Source organism: Pseudomonas sp. W5-01 (genome assembly GCF_046540435.1).
Classification (GTDB): domain Bacteria; phylum Pseudomonadota; class Gammaproteobacteria; order Pseudomonadales; family Pseudomonadaceae; genus Aquipseudomonas; species Aquipseudomonas graminis_B.
This window is the reverse complement of sequence record NZ_JAXCIP010000002.1, coordinates 36,393-50,703: the sequence shown is the minus strand read 5'-3', so window position 1 is coordinate 50,703 and position 14,311 is coordinate 36,393. Positions and strand designations below refer to the sequence as shown.

General features: G+C 64.8%; 12 protein-coding genes. All 12 read right to left on the bottom strand.

The genetic code is table 11. From position 1 onward, the window contains the following. Positions 1-8: 8 nt before the first annotated feature. The gene (locus SLW75_RS05645) at positions 9-1,091 is read right to left on the bottom strand and encodes a tartrate dehydrogenase (RefSeq protein ID WP_410933859.1); all 1,083 of its coding nucleotides are present in this window, start codon (positions 1,089-1,091) and stop codon (positions 9-11) included. Positions 1,092-1,111: 20 nt separating this feature from the next. Continuing rightward, on the bottom strand, positions 1,112-2,572 hold the full coding sequence (locus tag SLW75_RS05640) for an NAD-dependent succinate-semialdehyde dehydrogenase (RefSeq protein ID WP_410933858.1): 1,461 nt from the start codon (positions 2,570-2,572) through the stop codon (positions 1,112-1,114). Positions 2,573-2,689: 117 nt separating this feature from the next. Beyond that, the gene (argE, locus tag SLW75_RS05635) at positions 2,690-3,859 is read right to left on the bottom strand and encodes an acetylornithine deacetylase (protein WP_410933857.1); all 1,170 of its coding nucleotides are present in this window, start codon (positions 3,857-3,859) and stop codon (positions 2,690-2,692) included. Beyond that, positions 3,856-5,010, bottom strand: coding sequence for an NAD(P)/FAD-dependent oxidoreductase (locus tag SLW75_RS05630; RefSeq protein ID WP_410933856.1), 1,155 nt, complete (start codon positions 5,008-5,010; stop codon positions 3,856-3,858). Before SLW75_RS05630 ends, argE begins: the two co-directional genes overlap by 4 nt. Then, positions 5,007-6,398: an NAD(P)/FAD-dependent oxidoreductase gene (locus SLW75_RS05625; RefSeq protein ID WP_296309982.1), complete on the bottom strand. Its 1,392-nt coding sequence runs from the start codon at positions 6,396-6,398 to the stop codon at positions 5,007-5,009. The genes SLW75_RS05630 and SLW75_RS05625 overlap by 4 nt, the downstream gene beginning before the upstream one ends. After that, a complete protein-coding gene (locus SLW75_RS05620; RefSeq protein WP_065987223.1) occupies positions 6,380-6,688 on the bottom strand; it encodes a (2Fe-2S)-binding protein in 309 nt (102 codons plus the stop codon). Before SLW75_RS05620 ends, SLW75_RS05625 begins: the two co-directional genes overlap by 19 nt. Beyond that, entirely contained in the window at positions 6,685-8,526 is a 1,842-nt protein-coding gene (locus SLW75_RS05615; RefSeq protein WP_410933855.1) for an ABC transporter ATP-binding protein, read from the bottom strand. The genes SLW75_RS05620 and SLW75_RS05615 overlap by 4 nt, the downstream gene beginning before the upstream one ends. 1 nt (position 8,527) lies before the next feature. Beyond that, the gene (locus tag SLW75_RS05610; RefSeq protein ID WP_065987221.1) at positions 8,528-9,403 is read right to left on the bottom strand and encodes an ABC transporter permease; all 876 of its coding nucleotides are present in this window, start codon (positions 9,401-9,403) and stop codon (positions 8,528-8,530) included. Beyond that, entirely contained in the window at positions 9,400-10,356 is a 957-nt protein-coding gene (locus SLW75_RS05605) for an ABC transporter permease (protein WP_410933854.1), read from the bottom strand. Before SLW75_RS05605 ends, SLW75_RS05610 begins: the two co-directional genes overlap by 4 nt. A 12-nt stretch (positions 10,357-10,368) precedes the next feature. Further along, a complete protein-coding gene (locus SLW75_RS05600) occupies positions 10,369-12,006 on the bottom strand; it encodes an ABC transporter substrate-binding protein (RefSeq protein ID WP_410933853.1) in 1,638 nt (545 codons plus the stop codon). A 106-nt stretch (positions 12,007-12,112) separates the two neighbouring features. Beyond that, the gene (locus tag SLW75_RS05595; protein WP_410933852.1) at positions 12,113-13,387 is read right to left on the bottom strand and encodes an NAD(P)/FAD-dependent oxidoreductase; all 1,275 of its coding nucleotides are present in this window, start codon (positions 13,385-13,387) and stop codon (positions 12,113-12,115) included. Between the two features lie 43 nt (positions 13,388-13,430). Further along, positions 13,431-14,099 carry a haloacid dehalogenase type II gene (locus SLW75_RS05590; protein ID WP_410933851.1) on the bottom strand — a complete coding sequence of 223 codons (669 nt, stop codon included), beginning with the start codon at positions 14,097-14,099 and terminating at the stop codon, positions 13,431-13,433. Between the last annotated feature and the right edge of the window lie 212 nt (positions 14,100-14,311).

Here is a 14,311-nt window from a genome sequence, read left to right as displayed (position 1 = left end):
CCCCGGCCCTAAACCAATCTCCCGGCAATCGCCGCCCCTACGTCTTGCGTCGACCCCTTGCCGCCCAGGTCCGGGGTGATCGGGCCTTGCGCAATCACGTCTTCAATCGCCTGCAAGATACCGTCATGGGCCGCGCGGTAGCGGTCGTCGCCGTTGCCGAGGAAGTCGAGCATCAGCGCGCCGGACCAGATCATCGCGATGGGGTTGGCGATGTTTTGCCCGTAGATGTCCGGCGCGGAGCCATGCACCGGTTCGAACAACGAGGGGAAGCGCCGTTCCGGGTCAAGGTTGGCCGAGGGGGCGATGCCGATGGTGCCGGCGCACGCCGGGCCGAGGTCGGACAGGATGTCGCCGAACAGGTTCGATGCCACGACGACGTCAAACCGGTCCGGCTGCAGCACGAACCTCGCACACAGGATGTCGATGTGCTGCTTGTCCCAACTCACTTCGGGGTAGTTCGCTGCCATCAGTGCCGTGCGTTCGTCCCAGTACGGCATGCTGATGGAGATGCCGTTGGATTTGGTCGCGGCCGTCAGCTTTTTACGCGGGCGGGTCTGGGCGAGTTCGAAGGCGAATTTGAGGATGCGGTCGACGCCACGGCGGGTGAATACCGATTCCTGCAGCACGAACTCGTGTTCGGTGCCTTCGAACATCTTGCCGCCCACCGAGGAATATTCGCCCTCGGTGTTTTCCCGGATCACCACGAAGTCGATGTCCCCCGGTTTGCGGCCGGCCAGCGGACAGGGCACACCGGGGAACAGGCGCACCGGGCGGATGTTCACGTATTGGTCGAAGTCACGGCGAAACTTGAGCAGCGAACCCCACAGGGAAATGTGGTCCGGCACCTTGTCGGGCCAGCCGACGGCGCCGAAGTAGATCGCGTCATAGCCCTTGAGCTGCTCGAACCAGTCGTCGGGCATCATCTTCCCGTGGGCGAGGTAGTAGTCGCAGTGGGCCCAGTCGAGCACGTCGATGCTCAGGTTCAGTTCCCATTTCCTGGCCGCCTGTTCCAGGACCCGCAGCCCTTCCGGCAGGACTTCCTTGCCGATGCCGTCGCCCGCCATCGCGGCGATTCTGAATGCCTTGCTCATGGTGCGCCCCTCGGGATGAATCAGTTCAAGCCGCCGATGTGGAAGGCTTTGACTTCAAGGTACTCGTCCAGGCCGTACTTGCTGCCCTCGCGGCCGAGGCCCGATTGTTTGATGCCGCCGAAGGGCGCGACTTCCATCGAGATGATCCCGGTGTTGAGCCCGACCATGCCGAATTCCAGCGCCTCGCCGAAGCGCCACGAGCGTTTCAGGTCCTGGGTGAAATAGTAGGCGCCCAAACCGAACGGGGTGGCATTGGCCAGGGCCAGCGCTTCGGCTTCATCAGTAAAGCGCATCAACGGCGCCACCGGGCCGAAGGTTTCCTCATTGGCCAGCAGCATGTCGGCGTGGGCGTCAGCCAGAACCGTGGGTTGCACGAACTGGCTGTCGCCCGTGGGAATCCCGCCGCAGAGCAGTCTGGCGCCCTGACTCAAGGCATCGTCGATGTGCCGGGCCACCTTGGCGACCGCCGCCGGGTTGATCAGCGGGCCGATGGTCACCCCCTCTTCCAGGCCGTTGCCGACCTTAAGTTTGCCCACCTCTTCCACCAACCGCGCGGCGAAACGGTCGTAGATGCCCGCCTGCACCAGGATGCGGTTGGCGCACACACAGGTTTGCCCGGCGTTGCGAAACTTGCTGATCATCACACCGGCCACGGCCTGTTCCAGGTCGGCGTCGTCGAATACCACAAATGGCGCGTTGCCGCCCAGTTCCAGGCTCAGGCGCTTGATGTGCTCGGCGCTCTGGCGCATCAGCAGGCGCCCGACGGCGGTGGAGCCGGTGAAGGAAATCTTGCGCACCGCCGGGTTACCGGTAAGTTCTTCGCCGATGCCGGCGGGCAATCCGGTGATGACATTGAACACGCCGGACGGAATACCGACGCGCTCGGCCAGCACCGCCAGGGCGAGGGCCGACAGCGGCGTGAGGTCCGAGGGTTTGACGATGATCGGGCAACCAGCCGCCAGGGCCGGCGCGCATTTGCGGGTGATCATCGCGTTGGGGAAATTCCATGGGGTAATCGCGGCGCAGACGCCCACGGGTTGCTTGAGGGTCAGCAGGCGGCGGTCGCCAGTGGGGGCCGGCATGGTTTCGCCGTAGACCCGGCGCGCTTCCTCGGCGAACCATTTGACGAAGCCGGCGCCATAGCGGATTTCGCCCTTGGCCTCGTTCAGCGGCTTGCCCTGCTCGCAGGTCATGATCAGCGCGAGGTCATCGAGGTTGTCGATCATCGCCTGAAACCAGCGTTCCAGCAGCGCCGCACGTTCTGCCGCCGGGCGCGCGCGCCATGCGGGCCAGGCACGTTCGGCGGCGTCGATGGCGCGGCGCGTGTCGACCGCGTCCATGGCCGGCACCTGGGCCAGCAGATCGCCGGTGGCGGGGTCGCGGACGTCGAGGGTGGCGCCGCTGTCGGCGGCGATCCACTCACCGTTCACGTAGGCGCGTTCAGCCAGCAGGCCGGGGTCTTGCAAGCGATTCTTGAGCATGGTCGAGTCCTGATCCGAGACAGATTCCAGTCTAGGGATCTGCCTCGAACGAGGATGCCGAAAGCGCCTTCAAACCAGCGTGCCGTGCTGAAATTCACGTCAGGACGGCAGGCTCTGCTACGCCTTCAACGAGCCCAGCAAGCCTTGCAAAAAGCGCTCGCCGGCGTCCATCTGGCTGACCTCGATAAACTCGTCCGGCTTGTGCGCCTGCTCGATGGAACCCGGGCCGCACACCACCACCGGCACATCCAGCCGCTGCTTGAACAGACCGCCCTCAGTGCCGAACGAGACCTTGGTCATGCCGGTGTCCGGCGCAGCGAATTGCTTGAGGAAGCTCACCGCTTCGACGGTCGGGTGGGTGTCGAGGCCGGGGTAGACGTTGATGGTTTCGATCTCGATGGCCGCGATGCTGGAAAGCTTCTGCGCCTCACGCACGATCACTTCGGCGCGCTCGCGCATCTGCTCGATGAACTGCTCGAGGTTGTCGGCGGGCAGGTTGCGCACCTCGAAATCCAGGGTGCACAGGTTCGGCACGATGTTCAGCGCCTTGCCGCCGCTGATCTGCCCGACGTGCACGGTGCTGTAGGGCACGTCGTAGTCGGTGTCTTGGGCGCCGTGTTGTTGCAAATGCTGCTGGCTCTCCCGCAGGGAGGCGATGAAGTCGCAGGCCACATGAATGGCGTTGACCGAGCGCGGCGCCAGGGACGAATGCGCCTCCTGGCCCCGGCAATAGGTCCGGTAGGAGCCCTTGCCCTTGTGGCCCAGCACGAATTGCATGTTGGTCGGCTCGCCGATCACGCAGAGAAACGGCCGCACCGGCGCCAGGTGCAGCACGTCGAGCAAGCGCCGCACGCCGACACAACCGATCTCCTCATCGTGGGACAGGGCCAGTTGCAGCGGGCGGTTGAGTGGGCGGTTGGCTGAGTACTCGGCCGCATCAAGCATGGCGTCGATGGCCAGCGCGATGAAGCCCTTCATGTCGCAGCTGCCACGGCCATAGATGCGCCCGTCCTGCACAGTGGCGGCGAAGGCCGGAAAGGTCCACGCCTGCCCCGCCGCCGGCACCACGTCGGTGTGCCCGGACAGCAACACGCCGGGCTGGTCTTTCGGCCCGGTGCTGGCAAACAGGTTGGCCTTCTTGCCACTCTCGTCCTTGACGATCAGCGACTCGATGCCCTTGCTCAGCAGCAGGTCGCGAACGTAGTCGATCAGGGCCATGTTGGACTCCGACGACACCGTTTCGAAGGCCATCAGCCGTTTCAGAATCTCGAGAACGCGGGGTTTCATGAGGCGTGGCTCCGTTGCGCAGCAGGAAAGGCAAAACGTCTGATGGAGAATGCCTCGATCGGGGTCGTGGTGCGACCGGTGTCGAGCAGTTCGGCCATCACGTCACCGACGCCGGGGCCGAGCTGAAAGCCGTGGCCGCAGAAGCCGAAGGCGTAGAACAAGCCGTCGACGGTGCCGCTGGGGCCCATGATCGGCAGCGAATCCGGCAGGTAGCCTTCGATGCCGCTCCACACGCGGATGATGTTCAGGTTTCCAACGCCCGGCAGCAGGCGGCGCATCTGTTCGGCCTGATTGAGGATGCTGCGCGGCTCGACAGCGGCGCGACGGTTGAGCATGTCCGGTTTGCTGCGAAAGCCGCCGCCGATGACGATGTTGCCACGGGGAATCTGGCGGAAGTAGATCACCTCTTCGGCGATCTTGGTGTACACGCCGATAACCGTCGGCAAGGCGTAGGGCACCGGCTCCGTAACCGCCATCTGCGGGCCGTGGGTGTCCAGCGGCACCGGCTCGCCAAACTGCGCCGAGAGCTTCTGGCCCCAGGCGCCGGCGGTAATCAACAGCTGCGCGGCGTGAAACTGACGACCGTCGGTGGTGGTGACGTGAAAGTCTCCGCCGACCTTCTCGACCTCGGCCACTTCCGTACGCTCTTCGATCTGGGCCCCCAGGCGGCGTGCGGCGCGGGCAAAGGCCGGGGCGGCGAGACGTGGGTTGGCGTGACCGTCGTGGGGGGCGTAGGAGCCGCCTTTGACGTCCGCGCCGAGAAAACCAAAGCGCTGATGCAGCTCGGCGCCTCGATACACTTTCAGGTCCAGTTGCTCGGCTTCCGGCGCGGCGGCGTAGGCCTCCAGCTCGGCGATTTCGTCTTCGCGGTAACACACGCGCATGTGCCCGCTGGGGATGAATTCGAGGTCGTCGTCGATCAGTTCCGGCAGGCGTTTCCACAGCGCCCACGAGCGGTTGGCCAGGGCCAGTTGGCCGAGAAAACGCCCTTGCCGGCGCACGTTGCCAAAGTTGACGCCGCTGGCGTACTGGCCGATCTGGTCGCGTTCCAGCAGGATCACCGACTGCCCGCGCCGACGCAGAAAAAACGCCGTGGCTGAGCCCATCAAGCCGCCACCGACAATCACCACATCTGCTTTTTGCACGCTCATGGCGACACCTCCTCGATGAGCATCGACAACGGTTTGACCGGCGCCTGCCCGCGCTGGCGACCGACTTCCTGCACCTGCACGCCGGCTTCTGCGGCGATCACTTCGGCACCCGCTTGCGAGCAATAACGCCCCTGGCAGCGGCCCATGCCGACCCGGCTGAAAGCCTTGGCGCGGTTGACTTCACAGGCGCCCTTCTCGTTGACCGTGCGGCGCAATTCGCCCGCCGTGATCATCTCGCAGCGGCAGACGATGGCGCTGTCGGGCAAGGCCTTCGCTTGTTCGCCGGGCCAGGGAAACGCTTCGGCCAGGCCCAGACGAAACTGGTCCATCACCGCCAGCGCCTGCTGCTGTTCATCGCGCAGCCCGGCATTGAACGGCTGCTTGAGGTCTTCGAGCACTGCCAGGGCCACTCGGCGCCCGGCGTGCTCGGCGGCATCGGCGCCACGAATCTTCGCACCATCACCGGCGGCATACACGCCGTTCACCGAGGTACGGCCGGCCTCGTCCGTCGCCAGCCACCATTGGCTGGAGGCGTCATCGAAGGCCATGGCGCAACCGGCCAGATCACCGAGCTGGGTTTCCGGGCGCAAGTGATAACCCAGCGCGACGGCGTCGGCCTGCACGGTCACGGCCTTGCCACTACCGGTGGTGAAGCGCACGCCTGCCACGCCATTGGCGCCATCGCCCAGTACCTCTAACGGCTTGACGCCGAAATGCACGGGCACTTTCGCCCGGTACAGCTGCGCCAGAAATTTCATGCCAGTCCACAGCAAACCCGGTCGCGCCAACAGTTTGGGCAGGGCTTTGAGGCGCAGGCTGAAGGGCGAGGTATCAAGAACCGCCGCCACAGTCGCGCCGGCTTTGACGTACTGGCTGGCGACCAGGTACAGCAAGGGCCCGCTGCCCATGAACACCACGCGATGGCCGATGGACACGGCCTGATTCTTTAACGCGATCTGCGCCCCTCCCAGGCTGTAGGTGCCTGCCAGTTGCCAGCCTTCGATGGGCATCAGGCGGTCGGTGGCGCCGGTGCAGAGGATCAGCGCGTCGTAGTCCAGCGTGCTGTGGCGGCCCTGATTGGCGCAGCACAATTGCCCCGGCGTGAGGTTCCAGACCAGGGTGTCGGGCCGGTAATCGATGGCGCCGCGCAGACGATCGAAGGTCTGGTGAAGGTCTTTGGCCTTGTCGGCTTCGCTGCCATACAAGGTGCTGTAATCGCGGGTGAAACCGTCCGGCTGGCGGCGGTAGATCTGCCCGCCGTCGCGGCGGTTTTCGTCCACCAGAATCGGTTTGATGCCGGCCGCCAGCAAGGTTTCGGCGCAGCGCACGCCGGCCGGGCCCGCACCGACGATGACGACGCGATGGGTGCTCAGCTGTGCAGTGGCCATGTCGCCTCCGGTTGTGTGGTGACGATGTCCAGGCCGTCGCGGACTTCGTTGGAGCAGGCGCGCAGGCGTTCACCGCTGCGGGTCCAGACCCAGCAGTCCTGGCACGCGCCCATCAGACAGAAACCGGCGCGGCGGCCGCTGTCGAATTCCGACTGGCGCAGCGCGGTGCCCTGGGTCAGCAACGCCACCATCAGCGTGTCGCCCTGCAACGCTTCGACCGGCGCGCCATCCACGGTCAGGTTGACCGTCGGCCGGCCTTGTTCGGCCAGCCTCAAAAAACGCCCTTTCATGCATACGCTCCAAAGCTTGTGGGGGTAACGCCGCGCTGGGTCGCCAGCAGATCGGCGGCGTCGCGGTGGCAGAGAATTTCGCTGCCGTTGTCCAGGGTGCGGCGGTTCGGCGCGGTGCGGTTGCACAGGCCGTCGACGCGCATCGGGCAGCGATTGAGAAAGGTGCACAGCTCCGGCAGGTTGGCCCGCTCGCCTATCGGCGGCAGCTCGCCATGGGTGGCGCCGCAGGTTTCCAGCCAGCCCTGGCGCAATTCGGGCACCGAATGAATCAACAGATCGGTGTAGGGGTGATACGGCGCTTCGGCAAAGGATTCGCGGCGACCGGCGTGGACTTTGTGGCCGCTGTACATCACCACGATGTCATCGCACAGCGCGCGCACGGTGGAGATGTCGTGGCTGATGAACAGGTAGGACACGCCCAGTTGCTGACGCAGGTCGCGGAGCAGTTCGAGGATCGCCGCGCCGACCACGGTGTCGAGGGCCGAGGTCACTTCATCGCAGAGAATCAAGTCCGGCTTGGCTGCCAGTGCACGGGCCAGATTGACCCGCTGTTTCTGGCCGCCCGACAGTTCGTTGGGGCGACGATCAGCCATGTCTCGCGGCAGGCGCACCAAGTCGAGCAGCTCACCGATGCGCGCCTGCAACGCTGCGCCCTTGAGGCCGAAGTACATCTTCAGCGGACGGCTGAGGATGGTCGCCACGCTGTGCATCGGATTGAGCGCGGTGTCGGCGTTCTGGAAGACCATCTGAATCCGGCGGAACTGCTCCGGCGTACGCTCCGACAAGCTGCCGCCCAAGGGCTGGCCGTCGAAGGTCAGGCCGCCGAGGGCCGGGGTCAACAGCCCCGCCACTACCCGCGCCAGGGTGGATTTGCCCGAGCCGGACTCACCGATCACGCCGATGGCCTGGCCGCGCCGCACGGTCAGGTCGATGTCTTCCAGCACGCGGATCGCCGGCATGCCGTGCAGGTTTTTGTTTCCGTAGCCGGCGGTCAGGCCGGTGATGGTCAGCAGCGGCGCTTCTTCGGCGATGCCGCACGGCGGACGAATCCGCGTGTCAGGGCGCGCGGCGGCGAGCAGGCTTCGGGTGTATTCGTGCGTCGGTGCCTTGAGCAGTGGCGCGGTGGCGCTTTTTTCGAGAATTTGCCCGCCGTTGAGCACGACGATCTGGTCGGCCATTTGCGCGACCACGGCGAGGTCGTGGGACACGTAGACCGCCGTGGCGCCGCGCTCACGCACCACACGCTTGAACGCCCGCAGCACGTCGATCTGGGTGGTGACGTCCAGGGCGGTGGTCGGTTCGTCGAGCACCACCAGCAGCGGGTCGCTGATCAGTGCCATGGCGGCCATCACTCGTTGCAGTTGCCCGCCAGAGACCTGGTGCGGGTAGCGACGCCCGATGCGTTCCGGGTTCGGCAGGGCCAGGTCGCGGAACAGGCCGATGGCCTTGGCTTCCAGTTCGGCGCGGGTGCCGAGGCCATGGATCAGCGGCCCTTCGACCACTTGGTCGAGAAGTTTTTTCGCCGGATTAAAGGCGGCCGCCGCGCTCTGGGCAACGTACGAAACGCGATTGCCGCGCAAACCCTGAAGCTGTGTTTCGTCAAGGGCGAGCATGTCGTGTTCGCCGACCTGCACCACGCCGCCGGACAAGCGGCAGCCCCGTCGCGCATACCCGAGCAAGGCCAGGGCGATCGTGGTCTTGCCGGAGCCGGACTCGCCGATCAGGGCCAGTACTTCGCCTTTCTCCAGGGCAAAACTCACGCCCTTGACGATCTCCACCTCGCTGCCCGGATCACCGGCCACCACGCGCAAGTCTTCGACGCGAATCAACTGGGTCATATCAATGGCCTCCTGCGCGTCGACCGCGTCGCGATGACAGGTAGTCGATCAGCAAATTGACGCCGATGGTCAGCGTGCCGATGGCCAGCGCCGGGATGATGATCGCCATCGCGCCCTGATTGAGGCCGCCGATGTTTTCCCGCACCAGCGAGCCGAGGTCGGCGTCCGGCGGCTGTACGCCCAGGCCCAGAAAACTCATGCCGCTGAGCAACAGCACGATGTAGCCGAAACGCAGGCCGAGGTCGGTCAGCACCGGGTTGAGCATGTTCGGCAGGATTTCCCGGCACGCGACGTACAGCTTGCCTTCGCCCCGGGTGCGCGCCACTTGCACGTATTCCAGCGCCTCGATATTGACCGCCATGCTGCGGGCCACCCGGAACGAACCGGGGATGTAGCTGATCACCGCCGTGCAGATCAGCAGCGTGACCGACGAGCCGAAGGCCGAGACCATGATCAGCGCGAGCATTTTGCTGGGGATCGAGATGAACGCGTCCATGATGCGGCTGATGATTTCGTCCAGCCATTTTGGCGAGACCACCGACAGCAGCGCGCAGCCGGTGCCGAAGAAGCTGGCCAACAGCGCCGCCACCAGCGACAGGCCGACGGTGAAGCGCGCGCCCACCAGCACCCGGCTGAGCATGTCGCGGCCCAGGTAATCGGTGCCAAAGGGATGCGCCAGGCTGAAGCCTTCGAAGATGTTGTCGGAGATCACTTCGCCGACCGGGTGCGGCGCCAGCCACGGGCCGAACAGCGCCACCAGCAGCCAGATCACACAGACGGCAGCGCCGACCAGTCCGAGCCAGGACGGGTTGCCGGAGACCTTGGCCAGTGCCAGGGCCGAAGACGCAGGCCTGGATTTCGCAATGAGCGGGTTCATTGGTTTCTCAGCCTCGGGTTGGAGAGGATGGCGCAGAGGTCGGCGAGCAACACCAACGCCAGATAGGCCGCGCAGAACAGCATGGTGCAGGCTTGCACCAGGGCCATGTCGCGGTTGGTCACGGCATCCACCATCAGGCTGGCAATGCCGGGGTAGTTGAAGATGGTTTCGACGATCACCACCCCGCCGAGCAGGTACGACAGGCTCAGGGCGATGGCATTGGCAATCGGCCCGATCGCGTTGGGCAAGGCGTGGCGCAGCACGATGCGGATCGGACTGACGCCTTTGAGGCGGGCCATTTCCACGTACGGGCTGTCGAGTTGGTCGATGACGGCGGCGCGGGTCATGCGCGCCATCTGCGCGACGATCACGCAGCACAGGGTCATCACCGGTAACGCGTAGGTGCGCAGAAATTGCAGCGGTGAAGTGATGTCGGTGGCGTAGGACAGCGCCGACAGCCAACCGAGGTTGACCGCGAAAATCAGCACCGCCAGGGTCGCCACCAGAAACTCAGGCACCGCGACCATGGCCAGGGTGATGAAGCTCAGGCAGCTGTCGATGCGCCCGCCCCGCCCCATCGCCGAACCGATGCCGAGGATCAGCGCCAGCGGCACCGACACCAGCGCCGTGGCGGCCGCCAGCATCAGCGTGTTGGGCACCCGCCCCGCCATCAATTCACCCACCGGCATGGCGTTGGACACCGACTGGCCCATGTCGCCGGTCAGCAGGCTCGTCAACCAGTGCAGATAGCGCAACACGCCGGGTTGATCGAGCCCCAGTTTCAGGCGAAGCGCCGCCACCTGTTCAGGGGTGGCGAACTGGCCGAGGGATTGCTGCGCCGCGTCGCCCGGCAGCACGGCCGTGATCGCGAACACGACCATGGACACGATCAACAGGGTCACGACCCCGGCACCGAGGCGCCGGCAGATCAACCACAGCGTATGGCTATTCATTGCACTGCCTCCTCAAGCGTCCAGCCACACCTGCTCGGCGAACATGTAGCCCATGAAGCCGCCCAACGGGTTGGAGTCGTAGCCCTTGATGCGCTGGTCGACGCCGTCGATGTTGCTGATGAACACCGGCACGCCGATGCCGCAGTGATCGTGCACCAGGGTCTGCATGTCGCCGTACATCTTGGCGCGCTTGGCGTCGTCGGTTTCGCCCCGGGCCAGCATCAGCAACTGGTCGAACTGATCGTTCTGCCAGCCGGACTCGTTCCACGGCGCCTTGGACTGGAAGAACTGCGAGAACATCACGTCGGCGTTCGGTCGCGGGTTGATGTTGCCGAAGCTCAACGGGTGCTTCATCCAGTGGTTGGACCAGTAGCCGTCGCTGGGCAGGCGGTTGACGTCCAGCTTGAGGCCGGCCTGTTTCGCCGATTGCTGCAGCAGAACGGCGATGTCCACGGAACCGGTCGCGGCAGGCGACGCCATGACGGGCATGGTGATGCTTTCCATGCCGGCTTTCTTCAGCAGGAACTTGGCTTTTTCCGGGTCGTAGACTGTCTGCGGCAGCTCGGTGTTGAAGTACCGCGAACCCGGCGCAATAGGGTGATCGTTGCCGACCACGGCGAAGCCACGGAAGACGGCGGACTTGACCTGTTCGCGGTCCAGCAGCAGTTTCATGGCCTGGGTGAATTCCGGGCTTTTGCCGGGGAGCTGGTCCTGGCGAATGATCAAGTCGGTGTAGTTACCCGACGGTGCGTCGACGACGCGGTGTTTCGGGCTGGCGGCAATGCGCGTGGTGGAGCGCGGGTTGACCTCGTTGATCATGTGCACGTCGCCCGACAACAGCGCGTTGACCCGCGACGGTTCGTCGGCGATGGCGATGAATTCGATCTCGTCGAGGTACGGCAGGCCCGGCTTCCAGTAGTTCTTGTTGCGCACCGCCACCGAACGCACACCCGGCTTGAACTCGCCGACGGTGAACGGACCGGTGCCGATGCCTTTGTTGAAGTCGGTGGTGCCCTCCGGAACGATTAGCAGGTGCGACACGGCGAGAATGGACGGCAGTTCGGCGTTCGCGGCGCTGAGGCGAATCTGCACTTCGTTCGGGCCGGAGGCCTTGATTTCGGCGAACTGTTCCATCAGCGGCATGACTTTGGAACCGGTGAGCGGGTCCTTGTGGCGGCTGAGGGAGAACACCACGTCGGCGGCGCTGAGGCTTTTGCCGTTGTGGAAGGTCACGTCCTTGCGCAGCGTAATGGTCCACAGCGTGGCGTCAACGTTGTCGATGCGCTCGGCCAGTTCCAGCTGCGGCACCAAGTGCTTATCAAAACGGGTCAGGCCGTTGTAGAACATGTAGTGACGGGCATAGTCGGTGGACAGCGCGCCCTTGGCCGGGTCGAGGGTGTCGGCGGTGGAACTGGACATGCCGGCCACACGAATCTTGCCGCCGGGCTTGCCCTTGCCGCCGGCGGTGGCTTCTTCGGCGAACAGTTTGCCGGCGCTGCCAAACAGGCTGCCCGCCCCCGCTGCGGCGACGCCGGCCAGGCCGAGCATCTGCAAGGCGTTGCGCCGCGACATGCCGCGATTGAGGCCTTCGAATACCCGCAGGCTGTCTGGGCCGGAGATAAGCTCGGGGGTGTCTTTGTGGTCAGTCATATCAAGGCTACCTGTCGATGATCGGGATATTCGAGTGCTCACGGATGTCCGGAGCGTCCTGGAAACGCAGACGACGGTGACGCTACAGCGGCGACTCAGTGCGGCTTCAGTGCAGATAGTCCTGCAAGCGGTAGTACGCGCCCACGAACGGCAGAAACCAGGGCTTGCCGAAGTGCCCGGGGATTGCCGGCCATTCCAGTTCACGCCACGGATTGGCCGCCGCGTTGCCGGCCATGACCTCGGCCATGACCTGGCCCATGTGCACGGACATCTGCACGCCATGGCCGCTGTAGCCCATGGAATGAAACACGCCGCCGTGCTGGCCGGCGCGGGGCAGACGGTCGGACGTCATGTCCACCAGGCCGCCCCAGCAGTAATCGATTTTCACGTTGGCCAACGCCGGGAACATGTTCAGCATCGCCGCCCGCAGCACCTTGCCGCTCTTGGCGTCGGACACGCCGTCGGACATGGCAAACCGTGCACGGCCGCCAAACAGCAAGCGGTTGTCCGGGGTCAGGCGGAAGTAATTGCCGATCATGCGGCTGGTCACGTACGCCCGGTGCTGCGGCAATAACTCGTCGATCAGCGCTTGGGGCAAGACTTCCGTGGCGATGACAAAACTGCCCACCGGCACGATTCGCCGGCGATACCAGCCGAGGTCACCGTGCTGGCAAGCGCCGGTCGCCAGCAACACTTGCCCGGCGTGCAGCGAGCCCTTGGCGGTGTTGACCTGATAACCGCCGGCCTCTGGCTTCCAGTCCTTGACCGGGGTGTGTTCGTAGACCATTGCGCCGCTCCGGGCAGCCGCTTCCGCCAGGCCGACACCAAAGCGGCCGACGTGCATCTGCACGCCATTGCGCTGCAACAACGCACCATGGAATTGCGTCGAGTTGACCTCGGCACGGGTTTGCTCGGCATTCAGCAGCTCGACATCGGCGTCCACCTCCCGGCGGATGAGCTCGCAGGTGCGTGCCAGGCCTTCGTAATGCAGGGGTTTGGCCGCCAGCTTGAGCTTGCCGTTGCGCACCAGGTCGCAGGCAATCTTTTCCTGCTCGACCAGCGACACCACTGTTTGCACCGCGCGTTCATAGGCCTGGTAATAGGCACGCGCCTTGGCCGCACCGAGACTGGCGTGCAGACCGGCGTAGTCCTGCGCCACGCCGGTGTTGCACTGCCCGCCGTTGCGCCCCGAGGCTTCGCCGATCACGCGACCGGCGTCCAGCACGACCACGCTGGCACCCTTGAGCGCCAACGCTCGCGCTGCGGACAGGCCGGTGAACCCGCCGCCGATCACCGCCACGTCGACCTGACCGGGCAAGCCGCCGAGTTGGGCACCGGTGAAGGCCGGTGCGGTGTCGAGCCAATAGGATTCACTGCCCATCTTTAACCCCTTATGTCTTAACCGGCATGCCGCAGCGTTTGAGTTACAGGCCCACCAGCGCCGGTAGCCCGCCGATGTCGGTGATCTGCTGGTACTCAAAGAACGCGTTCGCCGGCACTTCATGACCGCGGGCCACGAACGCCTTGTGCTTGATCTTCATGTCATGGGCCGACATCAGGTCGTAACGGAAGCTCGAAGACACATGCAAGATGTCTTCCGGGCCGCAGCCGAGGTTGTCGAGCATGAACTCGAACGCGGCCAGACGCGGCTTGTAGGCCTGGGCCTGTTCGGCGGTGAAGACCTTGTGGAACGGCGCGCCGAGCTTGTCGACGTTGGACATGATCTGGCTGTCGCTGGCGTTCGAGAAGATCACCAGGGGAATCTTGTCGGCGATCTTCGACAGACCCGCCGGCACGTCGGCATGGGGGCCCCAGGTCGGCACCGCGTCGTAATACAACTGGCCTTCATCGCGGTATTCGACGCCCCAACGTTTGCAGGTTCGGGCCAGGGCAGTCTTGAGGATGACGTCGTACGGCTGCCAGTCGCCCATGACTTGGTCGAGGCGATAGGCCGAAAAGTCTTTGACGAACTGGTCCATCTGTTGAGGCTTGACGCGGTCGGCGAAGAGCTCGCGGGTCATGGTGCCCATGTGAAAGTTGGTGAGCGTGCCGTAGCAGTCGAACGTGATGAATTTGGGACGAAGAAAGCTCATGGAGTGCGGTCCTGAAGTCAGTTGAGTGTGGCAAGCGTTCGCGGCCCTGACGGCGCGGCGGCCTCGTTGCAGCACAGCTTCATTACATCACTGTGAAATCAGCATATGCCGTCTAAAACGCCCCGTGCTCAATACAAACCACCGTTTTGGTGGCTGGCCTCAGCAGAGTTTGCGGTGCGCGCCAGCCTTGGGCAGGGCCAGTGTTTGTGCGC